The sequence below is a fragment of the Dermatophilaceae bacterium Soc4.6 genome (assembly GCA_039889245.1).
Lineage (GTDB): Bacteria > Actinomycetota > Actinomycetes > Actinomycetales > Dermatophilaceae > Lapillicoccus.
Genome location: JAZGVH010000002.1, coordinates 4,510,230 through 4,530,378 on the forward strand (window position 1 = coordinate 4,510,230; position 20,149 = coordinate 4,530,378).

At 69.0% G+C, this 20,149-nt stretch carries 11 protein-coding genes and 3 pseudogenes; 5 read left to right on the plus strand and 9 right to left on the minus strand.

What is annotated here, in order from left to right; genetic code table 11:
- Nucleotides 1-2: 2 nt before the first annotated feature.
- On the plus strand, nucleotides 3-3,584 hold the full coding sequence (locus V3N99_21075) for a LysM peptidoglycan-binding domain-containing protein (GenBank protein MEO3939220.1): 3,582 nt from the start codon (nucleotides 3-5) through the stop codon (nucleotides 3,582-3,584).
- Between the two features lie 25 nt (nucleotides 3,585-3,609).
- On the opposite strand, the gene V3N99_21080 is transcribed toward V3N99_21075, so the two are convergent.
- Nucleotides 3,610-3,954, minus strand: coding sequence for a hypothetical protein (locus tag V3N99_21080; GenBank protein ID MEO3939221.1), 345 nt, complete (start codon nucleotides 3,952-3,954; stop codon nucleotides 3,610-3,612).
- A 236-nt stretch (nucleotides 3,955-4,190) separates the two neighbouring features.
- Here V3N99_21080 and V3N99_21085 point away from each other — a divergent pair, with 236 nt between their 5' ends.
- Nucleotides 4,191-4,859, plus strand: coding sequence for a phage major capsid protein (locus V3N99_21085; GenBank protein ID MEO3939222.1), 669 nt, complete (start codon nucleotides 4,191-4,193; stop codon nucleotides 4,857-4,859).
- 357 nt (nucleotides 4,860-5,216) lie between these two features.
- Here the strand turns inward: V3N99_21085 and V3N99_21090 are convergent.
- The 4 genes and pseudogenes from V3N99_21090 to V3N99_21105 all read right to left on the minus strand — a co-directional run bounded on the left by V3N99_21090 (nucleotide 5,217) and on the right by V3N99_21105 (nucleotide 9,283).
- Nucleotides 5,217-5,534: pseudogene (locus tag V3N99_21090) on the minus strand (type II secretion system F family protein).
- Nucleotides 5,535-5,799: 265 nt separating this feature from the next.
- Nucleotides 5,800-6,093 carry a hypothetical protein gene (locus V3N99_21095; protein ID MEO3939223.1) on the minus strand — a complete coding sequence of 98 codons (294 nt, stop codon included), beginning with the start codon at nucleotides 6,091-6,093 and terminating at the stop codon, nucleotides 5,800-5,802.
- A gap of 497 nt (nucleotides 6,094-6,590) precedes the next feature.
- Nucleotides 6,591-7,778: a hypothetical protein gene (locus tag V3N99_21100; GenBank protein MEO3939224.1), complete on the minus strand. Its 1,188-nt coding sequence runs from the start codon at nucleotides 7,776-7,778 to the stop codon at nucleotides 6,591-6,593.
- 353 nt (nucleotides 7,779-8,131) lie between these two features.
- Nucleotides 8,132-9,283, minus strand: a complete 1,152-nt coding sequence (locus V3N99_21105; GenBank protein ID MEO3939225.1) for a hypothetical protein — start codon at nucleotides 9,281-9,283, stop codon at nucleotides 8,132-8,134.
- Nucleotides 9,284-9,806: 523 nt separating this feature from the next.
- Here V3N99_21105 and V3N99_21110 point away from each other — a divergent pair.
- Nucleotides 9,807-11,030, plus strand: coding sequence for an IS256 family transposase (locus V3N99_21110; protein ID MEO3939226.1), 1,224 nt, complete (start codon nucleotides 9,807-9,809; stop codon nucleotides 11,028-11,030).
- Between the two features lie 433 nt (nucleotides 11,031-11,463).
- Nucleotides 11,464-11,799, plus strand: coding sequence for a DUF3024 domain-containing protein (locus V3N99_21115; GenBank protein ID MEO3939227.1), 336 nt, complete (start codon nucleotides 11,464-11,466; stop codon nucleotides 11,797-11,799).
- Here V3N99_21115 and V3N99_21120 read toward each other — a convergent pair.
- The 4 genes and pseudogenes from V3N99_21120 to V3N99_21135 form a co-directional block, all read right to left on the minus strand.
- Nucleotides 11,796-12,863, minus strand: a complete 1,068-nt coding sequence (locus V3N99_21120; GenBank protein MEO3939228.1) for an IS30 family transposase — start codon at nucleotides 12,861-12,863, stop codon at nucleotides 11,796-11,798. The genes V3N99_21115 and V3N99_21120 overlap by 4 nt on opposite strands.
- A gap of 574 nt (nucleotides 12,864-13,437) precedes the next feature.
- Entirely contained in the window at nucleotides 13,438-14,661 is a 1,224-nt protein-coding gene (locus tag V3N99_21125) for a PQQ-binding-like beta-propeller repeat protein (GenBank protein MEO3939229.1), read from the minus strand.
- Between the two features lie 296 nt (nucleotides 14,662-14,957).
- Nucleotides 14,958-16,249, minus strand: a pseudogene (locus V3N99_21130) (IS3 family transposase).
- A gap of 1,794 nt (nucleotides 16,250-18,043) precedes the next feature.
- Nucleotides 18,044-19,438, minus strand: coding sequence for a recombinase family protein (locus tag V3N99_21135; protein ID MEO3939230.1), 1,395 nt, complete (start codon nucleotides 19,436-19,438; stop codon nucleotides 18,044-18,046).
- Nucleotides 19,439-19,468: 30 nt separating this feature from the next.
- Here V3N99_21135 and V3N99_21140 point away from each other — a divergent pair.
- Nucleotides 19,469-19,917: pseudogene (locus tag V3N99_21140) on the plus strand (ATPase, T2SS/T4P/T4SS family).
- Nucleotides 19,918-20,149 lie beyond the last annotated feature (232 nt).

The following is a 20,149-nucleotide window of genomic DNA, read 5'->3' on the forward strand; positions in this document are numbered from 1 at the left end:
CCATGCGCACCGGCCCTGCCCAGCCGACCCGCCAGACCTGGCAAGAGCGGCTGACCGGCCTCGGGGCGTGCGTGATGATCCTGGCCCTTGTCGTGGGGTTGCCCGTGACGCTGTTCGCGGTCGGGTCGACGCCGGTGCCGCACAGTCTGCCGACCCTGGCGCAGGTCCGGTCGGCGATGACCAGCCCCGACGACGGCACCCTTGCCCTGGCCGCGCTCACTATCGTGGCGTGGGCGGCCTGGCTGTTCCTGACCGGCGCGATCGCCGCCGAGATCGTGGCTCGTCTACGCGGAGTGCACGCCCCGCCCCTGCCGGGTCTGCACCTACCGCAAGCCGCCGCCCACGGCCTCGTCGGAGCAGCCATCCTCCTGTTCGCTGCCCCCCTCCACCCCCTATCCATGCCGACCTCGGGTAACGACGTTCCCGTCCGCGCGTCCCTACAGACAGGCGCCCCACCTGCTGTGACCGCAGCCGCGCACCCGACCTTGACGCGCACCGCGGGGGCTGACGCTGAGTCAGCGCGGACCCCGGTAGCCAGGCAGGGTCTGCATACCGTTGTGCCCGGCGAGACGCTCTGGTCGATCGCTGAACACCACCTTGGTGCCGGCGCCAGGTATCACGAGATCGTCCAGCTCAACGAGGACGTGGTCGGACCTAACCCCGGGTTCCTCCGGGTGGGCGAGGTCCTGCGACTTCCCCCCGTGCGTGCGACGACACGGAACGGGCCCCCGCTCGGCGAGAGGCACGAGGTCACCGTCCACCCCGGTGACACCATGTCGCAGATCGCGCTGGAGGAGCTCGGTCGGGCCGACCGCTACCCCGAGATCTTCACTGCCTCCCAGGGCACCCTCCAACCCGACGGACAGCACCTGCGCGATCCCGACCTAATCCAGCCCGGGTGGGAACTGACCATCCCGCCCCCTGAGGTGGGTGCGGCACCGACGGCGGTCGCACCCACCAAGGTGACACAGCCACCGCAAAGGGCACCGCGAAGTGCCGCTCCTCCCGTCACCGACCCCCTTCAGGGGTCAGCACCAGCCCCAAACACTGGCCGCGGACAACGTGAGGCGGCGCAGCCCTCGCAGTCGTCCGCGGCGTCGGCAACGGCGAGCCCCAGCCAAGCGCGAACTGCCGCCTCTCCACGCGCGGAGGGGTACTGGGCGGACACCGCTCACCAGGATCAGACGGGACACCCCTCCTGGGTGCTGACCGGTCTGACCGGTGGGGGAGCCCTCCTTGCCGGGGCGATGCTGCTGCTGCTGCGCCGACGACGGCGTACCCAGTTCCGGATGCGACGTCCCGGACGCACCATCGCCACCCCGGACCCACTGCTGGCTCCGGTCGAGAAGACCCTGGCCGCCGTCGGCGGCACGAGCAGCGGCGACATCGAGCTCCTCGACGACATCCTGCGCCGCCTCGCCGCACGCGCCGCCCACAAGCAGACACCCATGCCACAGCTCGCCGCCGTCGAACTGGCCCACGACCGCCTCACCCTCCACCTGACCGCTCCAGCTCGCCTCACCCACCCGTGGGAAGTCGGCATCGATCAGACGCACTGGACACTCCCTCTCGACGAACAGGACCGGCGCGACCAGGACGACCAGTACGACCAGCACGACCAGCAGGGTTGGCAGCACGCCGTCCTCGAAGCAGTAGGGCCGGTCGTGAGGGACCAGCCAGCGCCCTACCCGCTCCTCGTGACGATCGGTACGGGCGACGACGGACACGTCTGGCTGCTCAACCTGGAGGACCTCGCCTTCACCATCACGGGCGACCCCACCTACGGACGGGACTTCGCGCGCTACCTGGTGGCGGAGATCGCCTGCAACCCGTGGTCTCACCGCGTCCACGTCGACCTCGTCGGGGTCGCCCACGACGTCGCCCTCATGAACACCGACAGGATCCACATCCGCACCGCCCCCCGCGTCCGGCAGCCAGACGGATCCTCGTCCGGATCGCAGGACCCGGCCGGCGCGACCCTCACCGCTGCACGGACGTTGGTCGAGCGCAGTACCGACGCCGGTGTCGACCTCAGCACCGCCCGGGCCTACCAGAGCGGGGCTGATCCGTGGCCGGCGCGCCTGCTGCTCATCGACCGATCACGTATCAGTGACACCAACGAGTCAAACGACGCCGACGACGCCGACGACGCCGACGACGCCGACGACGCCGACGACGCCGACGACGCCAACGAGGACGACGCTGCCCCCGCCGGTCCGGGGGCATACCGAGGCGACCAGCTCTCCCAGTTGCTGGACGTCCTCGACCAGCACGCCGGTCAGACCGGCACCTCCGTCGTCCTGCTCGGAGACGCTGACCCAAGCCCGGGGCTGACGCTGCAGGCCACACCGGACGGGCGGATCAGCCTGCCCCATGCCGGCCTCGACCTGGTCGCGGTCGGGCTGACCAGCGACGAGGCCCAAGGCTGCGCCGCCCTCCTGGCCCAAAGCCACGAGGTGGAGGACGAGCCCATGCCGGCCAGTGCAGATGCCAGCGACGGGTGGCGGGGCTGGGCGGACGACGCCGGGGCACTGCGCGCCGAGCACCACCGCGGGCGACACGACGCGTCGGCTGATGCAGCTGGCGGGGAGACCCAGCCCAACGCCGGCACCGACGGGGAGGACGACGAGCCGGCGGTGTCGGTGCTGGACAAGGCGGACGAGGACTACCTCCACGCAGGGGCGACCACCGAACGCGACCTCGAGATCCTCGCTCCCAGGGTCCCAGAACGCGTGCGGGACGCCGTGGCGGACGTCGACCCGAGCCTCGACGACGACCTGGCGATGTGGTGGGACGACGACTGCCCGCTACCGCGACTGGCGCTGCTCGGTCCGGTGTGGGCGCGGGCGGCTGGCGAGGCCCCGACGAAGCAACTGGCCTACCTGACGGAGGTGCTAGCCTTCCTGGCCACCCGACCTCACGGGGCGACACCGGACGAGGTCACGGACCAGTTCGACGTCAGCCCCACGAAAGCCCGCGACTACGTCAACCGGGTCCGCGAGTGGCTCGGCGTGAACCCCCGCACGGGAGAACCCCACGTCCCCGACGCTCGACGAACCCCGGCTGCCCGGGACCGTGGCGTCAGCGTCTACCAGGTCCTCGACCTGCTCGTCGACGTTGACCTCTTCCGCCGGCTCCGGCTCCGAGGAACGACCCGAGGACCGGACGGGATCGACGACCTGCGCCACGCACTGTCACTGGTGCGGGGACGCCCCTTCGACCAGCTGCGCCCGGGCGGGTGGAACTGGCTCTACGAAGGCGACCGCCTCGACCACCACATGCTCTGCGCCGTCGTCGACGTCGCCCACCTCGTGACCACCTCGAGTCTCCAAGCCGGTGACTGTCAGCTGGCGCGACTAGCCGCCGAGACCGCCGCCGCAGCGGCTCCAGACGAGGAGATCCCTCGAATGGACCTCGCGGCGGTCGCGACCGCTGAGGGGCTCCACCACGAGGCCGCCAGGATCCTTCGCGACGAGACCTGCAACCGCGCGGACGACGACGACGCCCCGCCCGAACTGTCAGATCGAACCCGCGAGATCCTCGCCGCTCGAGACTGGGAGACAAAGACGTGGCGGGCAAGCTGACGGGGACAGCAGCCAGCGTGTGCAGTCAGGATTTCGCGACGTAGCCCGGGTCGAGGAACACCGGCCGACCAGACTCCAACCGCCAGATGGCATGGTCCAGCAGGGTCCGCGACACGCCCAGCTGGTCCGCTACCACCCCGACGAGCGAGCCCGCCTCCTTGGCCGTTACGCTCCGTCCGAGGGCTCGGTTCGTGTACCCGATGATCATCCGATCGGCCTTAACACCGGGGATCCCCGCGAGCATCAGGAAGTAGTTCCACGTGATGCCGCTGCGCTGCCCGGGCAGACTGACCCACGCTCTCTTCATACCCGAGCCCTCCTGCATCTCGCGTTCGCTGAGCGCTTGGCGCACGTCGTCGAGGCTGGACAAGCTGTGGACGATAAGGGCATCGGCGGCAGCCAAGGCGACCTGTGCCTTGTAAGGCGCCGAGGTGCTGGACCACGCCCGCCATCGGTACCCGGTGCGCTCAACGAAGCCATCGACACCACCCCACCGTCGGCCGGCGTCAGCCAGGTCCTGAGGCTCGTCGGCTCGAGCGTCGGCGTTTTCAGGCTTGCATGACTTGGAGGGCCTCCTGGTGACAGGTGGTGGTCGCTACGGTGGCCGTGGGAGATGACCTCGGGTCGTGCATTAGCGCGCGCTTTCATGTCTCGGGCGGGGAGACGTACCACGGCGGGGAGACCTCGCCCAGCTTCTTTCGCGACCTGCGGCACGCCCAGCAGGGCGACTTCCACGCGATGGACCAGCTGCGGCGCAACAACGCCGAGAACCGCCTCGAGTCGCGGGCCCTGGGCAACACGGGCGGCACCGGTGGGTCGGGTGGCGAGTTCGCTCCGCCGGCGTGGCTGGTCGACGAGTTCATCAAGCTGGCGCGGCCGGGTCGCGTGACCGCGGACCTGTTCCACCGGGCCGACCTGCCCGACGGCGGGGCGTCCGTGAACCTCCCGAGGGTCCTGACGGGCACGACGACAGCCGCGCAGTCGACGCAAAACACCGCGCTGTCGCAGACCGACCTCACGACCGCGGCGCTGTCGTCCGGGGTCGTCACGATCGGTGGCAAGCAGGTCGTGTCGCAGCAACTGCTCGACCAGTCCGGGACGGCCTTTGACCGGGTCATCCTCGAGGACCTCGCGGCCGACTACGCCCGCCAGATCGGCACGCAGGTGCTCACCGGGACCGGCGCCGTCGGGCAGCTGCGAGGCTTCCTCGCGGCGACGTCGACGAACGTGCAGACCTGGACGCAGGTCACGCTACCATGGTCCACCTTTTCATAAACTTGCTCTCAGTGGTGCGACGATTATTTGGAATTTACTTCGATATTTTTGCTTCCGACTTCTCTGAGGATATCAGCATTCTTGAACCAGTGGCTCGCAATCAGCCCTCTTTCAGAAGATCAACGCTCCATCTGGAGTAACTACCTTAGTTTAGCCCAGTATAGGTACCGAACCCATCTTATGGTTCGGGATACTATGTTATGCGCCCGACTCGTGCTGCGCAGAGATCAACAGCGTGGCGCGCGCAGGGCATTGGGTCCAGCCCCTACCGGCGCTGTCGAGTACGTGCCGACCTGGCCTCACTTCCGCCCCTGAGAGCCGGATCCTGCTTTAAAACAGGTAAATGTGGACGCTTGCCATCATTATGGCGATCTCCTTGCGGCCTCCCTCCTCCATGACCTGACGCCGGCCGGCCTCGCGCACGTCCTGGGCCTGGGCGCGCAGGACCTCGGCGAGGGGCGTCCCCCGCTCGACGGCGACGACCATGCCGTCGACGAACCGCGCCAGGCTGGCCAGGCCGGTGCGGTCGGCCAGACCCTGCAGGGCCACGGGCAGGCTGGCCCCGGCGCGGGCATCGGCCAGGCAGGCGGCGAGCTCGTCGGCGAGGACCCCGCGCGAGAGACGACAGACCCGGTCGAGCGCCCCGGCGGCGCCCTCGCCCGCACTCACCGCGAGGACAGGACGGGTCATTTTCAAGACACCACATCACGTGGGTCAGAGGTACGCCTGGGTCACTGCCGTCGGCCGAGGCTCCAGCCTCGCAGCCGGCCACAGGCCAGCCGGAACCATTACAGAGGTACCCGCTCGCCCGTGAGCTGGCCGCGCCGGGCGCCCCCGTGAGGGTGCCCGTGGCGGTGACGTGCCGGGTCTTGAAGATCACCCTCAGCCCTACTACCGGTGGCTGGCCGACCCCGTCACCGACGCCGAACAGACAAGCACCTCAGTCGAGCGCGAGGGCCGCGCGCTCCTCGGGCAGCACCACGGTCCGCCCAGTAACCGTCGGTTGGACCTCGGTGGCGTTGAGCCCGAAGAGCTTGACCCGCGCCATGACGATGCTCGTGGCCGTCCTGACCGCAGCGATGTCCCCAGCCATCGCCTGATCCCAGACGCCGCGCAGCAGCGCGTCGAGGTGGTCACTCTCGAGCCAGCGCAGCTCGGAGACGGAGTCGGCTGTCTCCTTCTCCATGGCGTTGCGGACTAGTCGGTGGACCGTGCCGCGGTTGCTGTAGCCCATCCGGTCGGCGACCTGCTGTAGGTGTGGCCTGCAGTCACTAGCTGAATCGCCTGCGCTCGGCGCACGGAGGCCAAGGCACGGTTTCGGTGTCGGCCTGAGACCCGGGGAAGGTCAACTGTGACGGCACTCATAAGCACTATTCTTCCTTACTCCAGGTCGAGAGGAATGACCCCGGACCCATCAGACCGCTCTGTAGGGCATGCCGCATCGGTCGTCCTCCTTAGGCCTGGTTCAGTTGTCCCCGGGAGACCCGGTGGGCCGGTCTGCCGGGGGTCTGCTCGGGGCGGGTCATCGCCCCCAGTCTGTGAACTCCTTGCTGGCGGGGGTATCAATGATCTGGGTGAGGACGGCGGCGGTGCCGTCAACGGGCTCGTCGGTTTTGGCGGAGCCCGGGATCCGTCGGCGCACCTCCGGAGGGCCTTGGCCCGCGCCGGGGAGGAAGCCGGCAGCACGTATAGCCCTCCCTCCCTTCGGTGAGCACCTGGGCGGGGCTTGGGTCAGCCGACGCGCACGGGCCGGTGGCGGTTGCGGGTGTCCCCGGTCCCGAGCTGACCGAACGGGTTGTTCAGTCCCCAGCACCACAGGCTGCCGCTGCGGCTGGTGGCGCACCCGTACTCGCCATACACCGAGACGTCGGCCCAGTCGTCCTCGGTCCCGACCTTGGTCGGCACGCCCCGGTCGATGGTGTCGCCGACCCCGAGTGCCCCAAAGTCGTTGAGGCCCCAGCACCACAGGGTGTCGTTAGTGCGGATCCCGCACGTGTGGAACAACCCTGAGGCGACATCGGACCAGGTGGCGGTCCCGACCTGGGTCGGCACGGCGTGGTCGATCAGGTCCCCCTGGCCCAGCTGCCCGTACGGGTTGGCCCCCCAGCACCACAGGGTCGCGTCGGCGCGGATCGCGCAGACGCCGCCGCCGCTGACGTCGAGGCGCTCCCAACTGGTCAGCGTGCCCACCTGGTGGGGGAACTGGCGCTTAGTGGTGTCGCCCAGCCCGAGCTGGCCGTGGTCGTTGTTCCCCCAGCACCACAGGGTGTGGTCCAGTCGAAGGCCACACGTGGCGAAGGTGCCCGAGGAGACGCTGGCCCAGATCCGGCCGGTTCCGACTTGGGTCGGGACCCATTTGGTGACGATTCGGGACCCTCCCGAGCCGAGCTGGCCGTCGTTGTTGAGCCCCCAGCACCACAGGGTGTGGTCGGTGCGCACCCCACAGGTGTGGCCACCGCCGGCGGAGACACCGGCCCAGGCGGCCGTATCGACCTGTATCGGCACGTCGACCTCAAAGGGCCGCCGGCCCAATCCCAGCTGCCCGGCGGTGTTGAACCCCCAGCACCACAGGGAGCGGTCCGTGCGGATGGCGCACGTGTGGTCGGATCCCGCAGAGACGCTGGCCCAGTTCGCGCTGGCACCCACCTGGCTGGGCACGACCCGCTTGATGGACGGTGGTTTCCCGATTCCTAGCTCCCCGTCGATGTTGATCCCCCAACACCGCAGACTGTGGTCAGTGCGGACCCCGCACGTGTGGAACATCCCTGCGGACACGCTGACCCACGGCCCGCCGCGGGCGTCGGCCGGCGTCGAGATGGGACCGACGTCCAACGCGACCGGGCCGGCGGCTACGGCGGTCAGGGTCATGGCGGGAGGGCCCGTCACCGCCAGCACCGCAGCCGCGATGAACGCGACCACCGAGGGGACCGTCGTGGCTCCTACCCGCTTGCACCAGCTTGCGCCAAACAGGTTCATGATTCCTCGCTTCTCGCCAGGTCAGCCGAACGATGAAGTCGCGGCTATTCCCGCCTGCACGTCACGGACCCCGGCGCCACTAGTTTCGAGGCGTCCCGATCCGGGATCGGCGCTGACCACTGTCCCGCTCCACAGACACGGGTGTCAACGGACCTCACGCCCGCTTTCGGGGTGGCTGGTGCATCACCGGCGGTCTAAATGAGCCGTACCGCCGCGGAGCAGGTCGGGAGCTAGGGGTGGCGTCCGAACACCCTGGTGGGCAACCTCCCGGGTAGTACACGTAGCCGGTGACACAACTAACCGGTGACCTTGGTGGGTACGCCGCGGTCGGTGTTGTCCCCCAGTCCGAGCTGGCCGAACTGGTTGGACCCCCAGCACCAGAGGCTGGCGTCTACGCGGATCCCGCATACGTGTGGGTGCCCGCCGCTGATTCTGGACCAGTCGGACGTGGTGCCGACCTGCGTGGGCACGCTCCGGTCCAGGATGTCGCCGGCCCCGAGCTGCCCGGCCTGGTTGTCGCCCCAGCACCACAGGGTGGCGTTGGTACGGATCCCGCAGGTGAAGAAGCCGCCGCCGTCGACGCTGGCCCAGGCCGCGGCCGCCCGAACTACGGTCGGCAGCAGCACATGGAAGGGTGGCGTGGGGGGGCCGACCCCGATCTGTCCGGCCTGGTTGTCGCCCCAGCACCACAGGGTGCGGTCGGTGCGGGTTCCGCAGGTGAAGAAGCCGCCGGCGTCGACGGACGCCCACGTCGCGGTCTTGTCTACCCGGACCGGGGCCAGACGCCGGTGGGTGTCACCGAGCCCGAGCTGCCCAGCGAAGTTGCCTCCCCAGCACCACAGTTGACCGGTGCGGATGGCGCAGGTCTGCCAGAGTCCGGCGGTGACGGTCGCCCAGGACGCTCCGACGCCGACCTGAACCGGCACACTCCGGTCGAACTGGTCCTTGACTCCGAGCTGCCCGTAGATGTTCCGTCCCCAGCACCACAGGGTGTGGTCGGTGCGGATACCGCACGTGTGGTTGTCGCCCGCGGTGACCCGTTCCCACGTGGCCGTCCCGACCCGGGCCGGGACCGGCCTGTCCCGGGTGTCGCCCAGCCCCAGCTGACCGGAGCCGTTCCCTCCCCAGCACCACAGGGAGTGGTCGGTACGCAGCCCACAGGCGTGGTCCGTCGAGTACGACCCGCCCGTGATGCTGGCCCAGGTTCGGGCCGTGCCGACCTGAGTCGGAACGTTGCGGTCGAGTGTGTCGCCCACCCCGAGGGCACCGTTCGAGTTCCACCCCCAGCACCACAGGGTGCGGTCGGTGCGGATGCCGCAGGTGTGTTGACCGCCGGCGCCGACACTGAGCCACGAACTACTGGCGGCGGCCGGTGCCGCCGAGGGCGTTCTCCCCGTCGTGGTTGTATTCCCCGCCGCCGAGGCCATCATCGACGACGCCAGCACCATCACGGTCACCGCTGTCACCGTTCGCGTAAGCACCGCTAGGACCGACGCCGCGCGGGCCCGCGCCCCCCAGCTGTGTATAAATTCCCGACGCAGCATGTCGTCCTCGCTCCCACGACGGATTGGACCACCCACAAGGGCCGCCGCCGCGACCGACCCCTCGCCCCTGCCCCCGCATCGCAGCACGGGGTTCTCCGAGTCGTCCCAGTAAACTCTTCACCCGACCCGCGGTCCAGTGCCCATTCCTCCCGAACACGCGTAAAGGCTCGAGGGCACGGGGCAAGCCGCACCTGCTGATCGGGTTCGGCCTCGCCGCGCGCGAGCAGGGCCGGCGGGAGCGGTATGCCCCCGCAGCGCATCTGGTCAACGCGTTCGGCGAAGCCGCCGGTCAGAGTCCCGTGGGGTGGTGGGGTTTGAGGGCTGGCGGTGCGCCTTCAGGATGAGGGCGGCCATCGGCGAGATCTTCGGTGTGTACCGCCAAGTACTTACCCGAGGAGCTCACCGATGGCCAAGTCCTGCGTCTGCCGTGTCCGACTTGGTGGACGCCTTCCGCGCCGGTGACGGCGTCGACCTGATCCGTGAATCCGTGCGCCTGGTCCTGCAGGAACTGATCGAAGCCGAAGCGGCCGAGGTCATCGGCGCCGGCCGCTACGAACGCACCGAAGGCCGCACCACCGAACGCAACGGGCACCGCCCGAGGATGCTGACCACCAAGGCCGGCGACGTCCAGCTCGGGATCCCGAAGCTGCGGGCCGGGTCGTTCTTCCCCTCCATCCTCGAGCCCCGGCGCCGGATCGACCAGGCGCTGTACGCCGTCGTGATGGAGGCCTACGTCCACGGAGTCTCCACCCGCGCCGTCGACGATCTCGTCGTCGCGCACGGTGCGTCCGGGATCTCCAAGTCCGAGGTCTCGAGGATCTGCGTCGGCCTCGACGAAGCCGTCGGCGCGTTCCGCACCCGCCGCCTCGACCACACCGCGTTCCCCTACGTCTACTTGGATGCGACGTACCTGCACGTGCGGTCCCAGCCCGGCGCGGGCGGGCAGGTCGTGTCGAAGGCCGTGGTCGTCGCGACCGGGGTCACCGCCGACGGCCGCCGCGAGGTCCTCGGCCTCGACGTCGGCGACAGCGAGGACGAGGTGTTCTGGCGGGCCTTCCTGACCGGGTTGAAGAAGCGCGGCCTGGCCGGGGTGCGGCTGGTCATCTCCGACCAGCACTCCGGCCTCGTCGCCGCCCTCAAGCCCAGCTTCCAGGGGGTCTCGCACCAGCGGTGCCGGGTCCACTTCGCCCGCAACCTGCTCGCCCACGTCCGCAAAGGACAGGTCGAGATGGTCGCTGCGGTGTTCCGCACCATCTTCGCCCAACCCGACGGGGCCGCGATGGCCACCACGTGGGACCAGGTCCGAGACCAGCTCGCCACCCGGTTCCCCAAGATCGGGCCGCTGATGGACGACAGCAAGGCCGAGGTCCTGGCGTTCAGCACGTTCCCGCGGGCGCACTGGCAGAAGATCTGGTCGACCAACCCCCTCGAACGTCTGAACAAAGAGATCAAACGACGCTCCCGCGTTGTCCGCATCTTTCCCAACGAGGCCGCCGTGATCCGCCTCACCGGCGCAGTACTGGCCGACACCCATGACGAATGGCAGACCGACGAGCGGCGCTACCTCTCCGACGCCTCCATGGCCATGCTCTATCCAGACCGCGTCCCCGCCAGCCATACTGAACCAGCCGCGATCACCAGCGGTCAGTAGGCATCGAGGACCACCTCGAAGCCCACCACCCAGCGGGACTCAGTCAGCCGCCGATGACCCGCCCAGTCCCGGGTCGGGGGCAAGTGCAGCCGACTCGGCCTGTCAGCTGGGGCCAGTTCCGCTCCGTCCCCATCGACCCCCCGGAGGCGCCGAGCTCCTCCTTAGGTAAGCCGCCGCACCGCCCGGGGCGGGGCGTCCTACACGCCCGACCGTGCCGCAAGATCGACAGGGCCGCGGCAAACGCCCACGACGCTCTCGCCCTGGCCCTGGTCGACCCGGGAGTCGAGCCGAAGGGATTTCCCACGCGGGTATCCGACGGACGAGTGGATCAACCATTCCGGGTGCTGGGTGTGCGGGGTGCTGGACGCGGTGTCCCACTGACCCCCGGCGGATTCCAGTCAACGTCGCAACGTGATGGTCGCAGACTAGCGGGATGACGGTGCCGGAGCTGGACGTTGCGCGGGTGCAGCGGTGGTGTCGGGCCCGGGTGCCCGACCGGGTGCGTGACCAGGTGCGGATCGAGGTCGACGTGGCACCGCGGCACCTGACAGTCGTGGAGTGCCGAGCCCCGTGGGCGGGCGACAGCACGGAGTGGACGCGGCACCCGCTTGCTCGGTTGCGGTACACCCAGAGCACGGGTCGATGGTCGTTGTACTGGCGCGACCGGAATCTGCGCTTCCACGCGTACGACCTCGTGCCGCCCACGCGGCAGCTGGAGGAGCTCTTGACGGAGGTCGACCTCGATCCGACGGCGATCTTCTGGGGCTAGACGCTGGTGCGCCCGGGCGCTTGCGCGACGACCACGGCCTGGGTCCCGTCGCCGAGGACGACAGCGTGGATGGCGTCGTGAAGCAGGTCGGCTGGTCGGGCCCAGTCGAGGGTCTTGCGGGGTCGGTGGTTGATCTCGTCGGCGACGCGGGCAAGGTCGTCGACCGTGACGGGGCCGAGGTCGGTGCTCTTGGGGAAGTAGTCACGCAGCAGGCCGTTGGTGTTTTCGTTGGTGCCGCGCTGCCACGGGGAGTGGGCGTCGCAGAAGTAGATGTCGATGCCGATGGTCGCGGTGACCTGAGCGTGCAGCGCCATCTCCTTGCCCTGGTCCCAGGTCACCGACCGCCGCAGCTGAGCTGGCAGCTCGGCCATGGCCGCGCAGATCCCGTCGCGGATGGCCTGGGCGGTGGGCTGCTCGAGCGGGACGTGGATCAGCAGGAGGAACCGGGTGCGCCGCTCGACGAGCGTGCCGATGGCTGACCGGTTCCCGGCGCCCATGATGCAGTCACCTTCCCAGTGCCCAACCTGCACCCGGTCCTCGACCTCCGTCGGGCGGTCAGCGATCATCGTCATCCCCGTCAGCCGGCCCCGACGCTCCAGCCCAAGGATCCGCCGACGGCGCCGACGCCGACGCCGTTTCGCCGGGCGGGTCACCTCGACGCTCACGTCGTAGATGGCCTGGTAGAGGGTCTCGGTGCACAGCTGCCGTGACCGCTGGTCGGGGAACCGCGCCCGCAGCTCGTGCGCGACCTGCTGCGGGCTCCACCGCTTGCCTAACAGCTCGACGACCACGGCATGCAGCTCGGCATCCTCAGCGACCCGCCGCTGGCGGGGACGGGCGACCCGGGCGGTGGCCAGCTTGTCCGCGGTGGCGGGCAGGTACCGGCCCGTCGCCGGGTCCGCGTTGCGGCGCAACTCACGGCTGATCGTGGACGTGCTGCGCCCGATCACCGTGGCGATCTCGCACAGTCTCCTCCCCTCCCGGTGCAGGTCGGCGATGGTCAGCCGCTCCGCAGCGGACAGGTACCTCGGGTGCCGCACGTGGGGTGCTCTCGGGATGGTCACGGGGGGATAGTGCACCGGCAGGCCGGCCGTGTCCGCGATCGTGCGCCCAAACCGCCAGCGTGTCCCGGTCCGGCGGTTGATTCCGACGATGCGGCACGCCTCGGAGTTGCTGACGCCCTGCTCGATCAACCGGACGAACTGTGCCTGCTTGTCCGTCGCCCCACCCCCTGGACGACGCCGCCTCGGACGCCGTCCTAGTTCCACCGCTTCCTCCACCGCAACCTCCACTCACCGTTGGAGTTGCGACGTTGACTGGAATCCGCCTGACGGCAGGTGGGGCCAGAGAACTCGACGAAACCCATCGTCGAGCGTGACGACGGCGGCGGCGGTGACGACAGGCACATCTAACGGTCACGGTGGAGTCTTCCTTTCAGACCCGACTGAGTCGCGCTGCTGGCTCCCAATGCGGCGGGGCTCAACCGGATGCGGGGCCGCTCCTATCGAAGCTGCGGGCGAGTTCGGCTGGGCAGCGCCGAGTGGCTCAGGTAGTTTGCAACGGGCCCTTGGAGATCAGCGACGAGCTGATAGCGTGCGCCCCTGCCTCCGGCCGTTCCCCATCCCCCCTCCGCCCTGGTCAACGAGCGGGGGCGAACGCGATAAGCGTCCGGGAGACAGAGCTGGCGGAGGGTACGGCGACCAAGATGTGGCCCTCGGCGACAGCCCGGTGCCCAGGGAAGTCCCCCAGCGGCAGCCTGCCGAGGCCCGACCCGTCAACCACGGATCGCAGGGTCAGACCGGTGGCGTCGGCGATGATCGCGGTGTCCCCGACCACCACCGGGGCGACGTCGTACATGACGGGAGTGCTCGGCGGGTCTCGCCACGCGACGGCGCCGGTGGCGCGGTCCAGGGCAGTCACCCGGGGGGTCTGCGCGATCAGGCGGGTGGGGGTGACGACGAAGGGCCAGTAGCCGAGGGTCGGTGCGATGTTCGTCTGCCACAGTGTGACCCCGGTGCGAGCCTTGACGGCACGGAAGTCCCCGTTGAAACAACCTGTGTAGATCACCCCGTTGCGAGCAACGAGCGGCTTGTCCTCTCCCTCGGAGGGGCCTGAGCACAGCGGCACGGCCCAGACGTTGGCGCCGGTGTGCAGGTCGACAGCGGTCAGGTGGGCGACGCCACCGAGCGGGCCGGCAGGGACCGCGACAACGACCCTGTCTCCGTCGACGACCGGTGCGGACGACCCCGCCACCTCGGTGCCGGCGGCCACGTCGGCGGTCCACAGCAGAGTCCCGGTGCCCAGGCGAAGCTTGAACAACGGGCCGCCGAAGGCCATGACGAGGGCGGCGTCGTGGACGACCGTGGGCGCCGTGAAGACCGGATGGGGTAACGCCCTGCGCCACTTGACCGCACCCGTCAGTGCGTCAACCCCGAAGACCAGCCCGTGTGGCCGTCGCCCGATGTAGGCGAAGCCGGCCACGACCACGACGCCCTTGTTTACCGCCGGAGTAGTCACCGAGTATGCGTCTTGGTTGGAGATTGGGTCGGTCAGATGGGCCTGCCAGACGAGGGCGCCGTCGGTGACCCGGAAGGCAACGACACCTCCCCTGGTCGCGGAGTAGACCATCCCATCGGCTACGACCGGAGCGTCATACTCGCTGGGAGCATCAACCGATTGGTACCACACCGGCTTCATGCTCTTCAGGGCCGACGGGGTGAGAGTGGCATCCGGACCGGCAACACCGGTGTGCCCCGAGTTGCCCTGGAACTGCGGCCAGTCGGTCACGGCCCGAACGGCCGGGCTGACGGTCGACGGGACAATCGGTGAGGCGCTCGTCGAGTCCAGCGTCCCGGTGGCCACCGCCTCGCCTGTAGGGAGGACAGCAGTCACCGCCAGCCCCAGCGCCATTACGAACACCAGCACCCAGTGCTGGGCGTTCCGTCGGGGCCCGCGCCGCGGACCAGCACCCCGGGTAACGTCCACATCGACCTCCGCCCCGTTAGGGCCCCGCTGCGCCCTACAGTCAACCCCTGCCCACCCCCACCGTCAATCCCCGACGAACGCACCGGTGACCCCCCAAAGCCGCGAGCCACCCGGGATGTCCGAAGACTTCGATCGTTAGAGCACTTTGAATCGCCCTAGGTTCTCTGCCGCTCTCATACGGGCTGCGGCTCGAGCTTGAGGGCAGCGTAGTGGGCGGCCTCGTACTCGATCGGGGTGATGTAGCCAAGCGAGCTGTGCAGGCGCCTGTAGTTGTACCAGGCGACGCAGCCGGCGGTGGCGTACTCGACGTCGGCGATGGTCTTGTACGGGCCGTCGTGGAACACGGTCGTGCGGATGCACTCGGTCTTGTACAGGCCGTTGATGCACTCCATGAGCGCGTTATCGTAGGCGTCGCCGACGCTGCCGATCGAGGGTCAGATGTCCTCGAGCGCGAGGTGCTCGGTCAGCTTCAGCGACGTGTACTGCGACCCGGCGTCCGAGTGGTGGATCAGGCCCTCACCCTGAGCGACAGGTCGAGGGACAGGATGGCCGTCACGGTCGCGCTGCCACAATGCCATCCGCAGCGGGGTCATGACCAGGTCGGTCTGCTTCGACGTCGAGGCGTGCCACGCGACGATGCGTTGGGAGAAGACGTCGACGATGAACGCGACGTACACGAACCCGGCCCAGGTGCGGCAGTAGGTGAAGTCGGTGACCCAGGCGCGGTTCGGTGCGGCCGCGGTGAAGTCCCGGTTGAGCAGGTCGCCCGCACGGGTCCCGTCCTTGCTGGGGATCGTGGTCCGCAGGGCCCGGCCGCGGCGAACACCGCTGAGGCCTAACACTTTCATGGCCCGGTCGACCGACCCCGGGCTCGCGTCGGGGTGGCCGCTGCGACGGACCATCGCGGTCATCTTCCGCCGCCCGTACAACCCCTCTCGGGCCAGCTTCCGGCGGCCCCGCGCGTCGATGGTCCACGCAAGGTCCCGCACGACGTCGACGACGACGGCGTCGCTCAAGGTCCGGGCTGCAGGCCGGGCTCGGCGCCACGCCCGGTAGGTCCGCGTGGCGACCTGGCAGCCCTGCTCGCGCAGGACCCGACAGACCGACTCGACCGCGTGGCCCTCGCTGCGCAGGGTGTCGATGAATCCCATGATCAGCGGTTGCGGGGGTCGAGTTTCCCCACGAAGAAACTCGTCGCGGCCTTGAGGACAGCGACGTCCTCGCGCAAGCGCCGGTTCTCGGCCTTGAGCTTGCGGATCTCGTCCAGCTCCTCGCTGGTCACGCCGTCGCGGCGGCCGGTGTCAACGTCAGCCTGGGCCGCCCACCGGCGCAGGCTCTCCTTGCCGACACCGACCTGCCGGGCCACCGCGTCCAGGGCAGCAGTCAGCGTGGGGTACTCGGCTCGGTGTTCCAGCTCCAGACGTACCGCTCGAGCCTTCAGCTCGGGATCGATCAACTTGGGCATGTGCTCATCCTCCTGGACTCAAACAGGAGCGGCATCAAACCTGGGGCGATTCAATTGTGCCCAAACGTCCCATGAGTCCTCGATTCCTCATCGCGTTCACAGGGAGGGCGGCAATCACCGACAACCCGGGTCCGACCGACCCGGGCGTGCGCTGACGTCGCTCTGGGGTAGCCCACGAGCAGAGGTGAGGATCCTCCTCCGCATATTCAGTGGGGTCAAGACGCAATCTAACCCAAGGACAGTCGCGTCCCCCGGACCGGGCGACTTGGCATCCCTCGCCGTCGCCACCCACGGCTCCTCGGCCTACGCCGCCCTCGCCGCCAACACCACCGACCTCGCCAACGTCTCCGCGAAGCTCGTCTGGCTCAAGTCGTCAGAGGAACACGGAGACATAGATCGGAGACCTGGCCATGGGAGCCTTCGTGGCGAGGGTGGGTGGGGCCGACCTATGTCACCCGACGCGGATAGGACTGTACCTCCTAATGGTGTCCCCGACCCCGAGCTGCCCCTCGTGATTGAACCCCCAACACCACAGGGTGTGGTGGGTCCGGATCCCGCAGGTGTAGGAGTACCCGGCGGTCACGCTGGCCCAGGTAGTGGCGGTCCCGACCTGGGTGGGCACATCCCGGGGGGTGGTGTCCCCGACCCCGAGCTCCCCGTCAGGGTTGTACCCCCAACACCACAGGGTGTAGTCGGACTGGATCCCGCAGGTGTGGGAGTCCCCGGCGTTCACGCTGGCCCAGGTGGTGGCGGTCCCAACCTGTTGCGGCAATAAGCGGCGGGGTGACTGTGGGTCCCCCAGACCGAGCTGCCCCCATGGAAAATTATTCCCCCAGCACCAGAGTCTGTGACTCTTGCGGATCCCGCACGAGTGGAAAGTCCCGGCGGTCACGCTGGCCCAGGTGGTGGCGGTCCCGACCTGGGTCGGCACGTCCCGGTTGACGGTGTCCCCGACCCCGAGCTGCCCAGTGAGATTGTTCCCCCAGCACCACAGGGTGTGGTCGGTCCGGATCCCGCACGAGTGGGAAGACCCGGCGGTCACGCTGGCCCAGGTGGTGGCGGTCCCGACCTGGGACGGCACGTCCCGGTTGACGGTGTCCCCGACCCCGAGCTGCCCAGTGAGATTGTTCCCCCAGCACCACAGGGTGTGGTCGGTCCGGATCCCGCAGGTGTAGTAGTATCCGGCGGTCACGCTGGCCCAGGTGGTGGCGGTCCCGACCTGGGTCGGCACGTCCCGGTTGACGGTGTCCCCGACCCCGAGCTGCCCGTAGAGGTTGTACCCCCAACACCACAGGGTGTGGTCGGACTGGATCCCGCAGGTGTGAAAACCCACCCCGGCCGTTACTTTTATCCAGGGGCCCCCGCCAGTAAGGACCGTCGCACCCGCGCCAGATTCCATGGCTGCTGATACCGCCGACGCTGGGCCCAGGGACAGTCCCAGGGAGACGGTCATTGCCAATGCGGCGACCGCGGCGGCACGCCCCCCGCGGGCCAACATCTCAACTAGACGTCCCATGACTGCTCGCTTCCCGCCAAGCCTGCTAACGAAGGGATTTGGGCGTGACGCACGTTCCGTGCTTCCGTCAGCGTCGAGACGCGCTTCAGCAGAACTAATGACACCGACTCAACCGCTCCTTTGACACTCGTGTCAAGGAGTCCGCTCGGGTCACGGGACATGCCGTCTTGACGTCGAGAGACCTCAGGGTTGCGAGACCGCCGCGGCCGTCGCTCCCGCTCACCCGGAACGCCGGTTCACGTGTGCACCAATCGTGGGTTCGTCAGCCAGAACCCCTCCTAAGACGTGACGTTCTCGCCGACCTCAGCACCAGGCTCCGTGCTCCATCGAAGGACGAGGCGGGAGGGGACCGCCCGTGGCCCGTTCTTGTGGCCGACGTGGCGGATCGCAAGTCGGCTGAACAGGATTCGGATGACTTCCCGGCGCTGGGTGGTCGTCCAGGTCTCCCACGCTGCGGCGGGGTCGATGAGGTCCTCGGCAGAGATGAGGGTGGGGGAGCGGCGTGACTCCAGCTCGCCGAGTGCCTCCGCGATGTCGGCCAGCCGAGGCCGGGCGGTGGCGGCGCTGAGGAGGCCCTCGGCCAGGAGGTCGGCAATTTCCTCGCGGCGTTGTCGATGCTCGGCGATCTGTCGATCTAGCGCGTCCCCATTGGTGTGGGGGCGGAACAGCTCGGCTGCGTCGGGCAGTCGCAGGCGCTCGATCACAAGGTTCGTCACGATGGCGTCGGCGGCACGGCGGCTCATGCTCACGAAGCAGCGCCCTGGCACGACAGACCCGTAGGTCCGCGTCGGTCCCGTGGACCCGGCAAAACAGGTGGTCCCGTGCTCGTCGCAGGTCAGAATGCCGCCCAGGAGGCTCAGGGAGTCGCGAGGGCGTGACCACTCACTGCGAGGGCGACGGCGGACGGCGGCTCGCGCACTACGCCAGTCCTCGGGGGCCACGACGCCCTCGAACGCAGCCTCGTGGAGCTCGCCGTCCACGTCAACGAGACCGCCGAGAGCCGGGCAGGCGATGAGGCGGGCGATCCCGGAGTGGGTCCAAGCCTTTCCGCGGCGGGGGAGGACGCCTTGGACGTTGAGGTCGCTGGCAATCTTGGTCAACGCGTCACCGCGTCGGACACGGGTGAGAATGTCAACAACCACCAAGGCCTGCTGAGGGTCGGACTCGGGGAGGCCCGGCACGTTGGACGCCCGCATCCCAAAGGGGATAGGCCCACGCCAACGCCCGTTGGCCTTGGCCTGCTGGTGAGCGCGACTGACCCTCTCCCCGGTCCGTTCGCTTTCGGCCCGGCTAACCGCCCCCAGCATGCGGGCTACCAGTCGGCCATGACTGGTTGAGACATCCCATGCGCCCGCCTTGACTGTCTCCACGACACACCCACTGCGTTCGAGGAGCTCCAGGAAGTCCTCGAGCTCGCGTGGTGAGCGGTGCAGTCGCTCGGGAGCCCACGCCACCACGACGTCGACGGCGCCCCGCGAGATGGCATCGCTCAGGGCGGTGTAGCGCGGGCGTTTGCGGCCGGAGTAGGCGGACGTGTCGTTATCGGTGAAGACGCCGGTGACGGTCCAGCCGCGGCGCTTGCACAGCGCACGACAGTCAGCCTCCTGACGCTGGACGCCGAGGCCGTCGCCCGCCTCGTCACGGCTGATGCGGGTGTATATCGCTGTCCTCACGTGACCACTCTATGTGGTAGCCGATCGTTGATCTGGATCAACGCCCCGTCGCAGGTGTTCGTCGCGCGCGGCGGGGTGAGCGAGCTGACGACGACGATCCTCACCGACGGCGAGGTGCGTGACCTCGTCGAGCGGATGCTGCGCAGCTCGGGGCGGCGCGTCGACCTGAGCTCGCCCTTCGTCGACGCCATGCTGCCGGACGGGTCGCGGCTGCACGTGGTGATCCCGACATCACCCACGAGCACTGGCACGTCAACATCCGCAAGTTCGTCGTCAAGGCCGACCACCTCGACGACCTCGTGCGGCTCGGCACCCTGACCCGGCAGGCAGCGACCTTCCTCGAGGCGGCGGTGGTGTCGGGCCTCAACGTGCTCGTCGCCGGAGGCACGCAGGCCGGCAAGACCACGATGCTCAACTGCTTGGCGGCGGCAGTGCCCGCGCGGGAGCGGGTGGTGACCTGCGAGGAGGTCTTCGAGCTGACCAATGCACGTTTAAGTAGCAAGCCTGCCGCCTCCGACGCCGCGACCCGATTGCTGCTGGACCGCTTTCGGCAGATGGTCGACCACAGGAGACCGCAAAGGTCGCGCGTGCGTCGCATGGTTGGGCGGCGAGGCGACGACCGCCGGCGACGACGGGCCGGTGGTCGCCGGTCGGGCCGTGGCAATCGATCACAACGAGGCCGACGGAAGATCGTGAAGTCCGCGTCCTAGA

Excerpts from the sequence above, each read along its gene's own strand:
- V3N99_21115 (MEO3939227.1), top strand. The coding sequence starts at position 11,464 with ATGACGGTGCCGGAGCTGGACGTTGCGCGGGTGCAGCGGTGGTGTCGG.
- V3N99_21075 (MEO3939220.1), top strand. The coding sequence starts at position 3 with ATGCGCACCGGCCCTGCCCAGCCGACCCGCCAGACCTGGCAAGAGCGG.
- V3N99_21095 (MEO3939223.1), bottom strand. The coding sequence starts at position 6,093 with ATGGGCTACAGCAACCGCGGCACGGTCCACCGACTAGTCCGCAACGCC.
- V3N99_21105 (MEO3939225.1), bottom strand. The coding sequence starts at position 9,283 with ATGGTGCTGGCGTCGTCGATGATGGCCTCGGCGGCGGGGAATACAACC.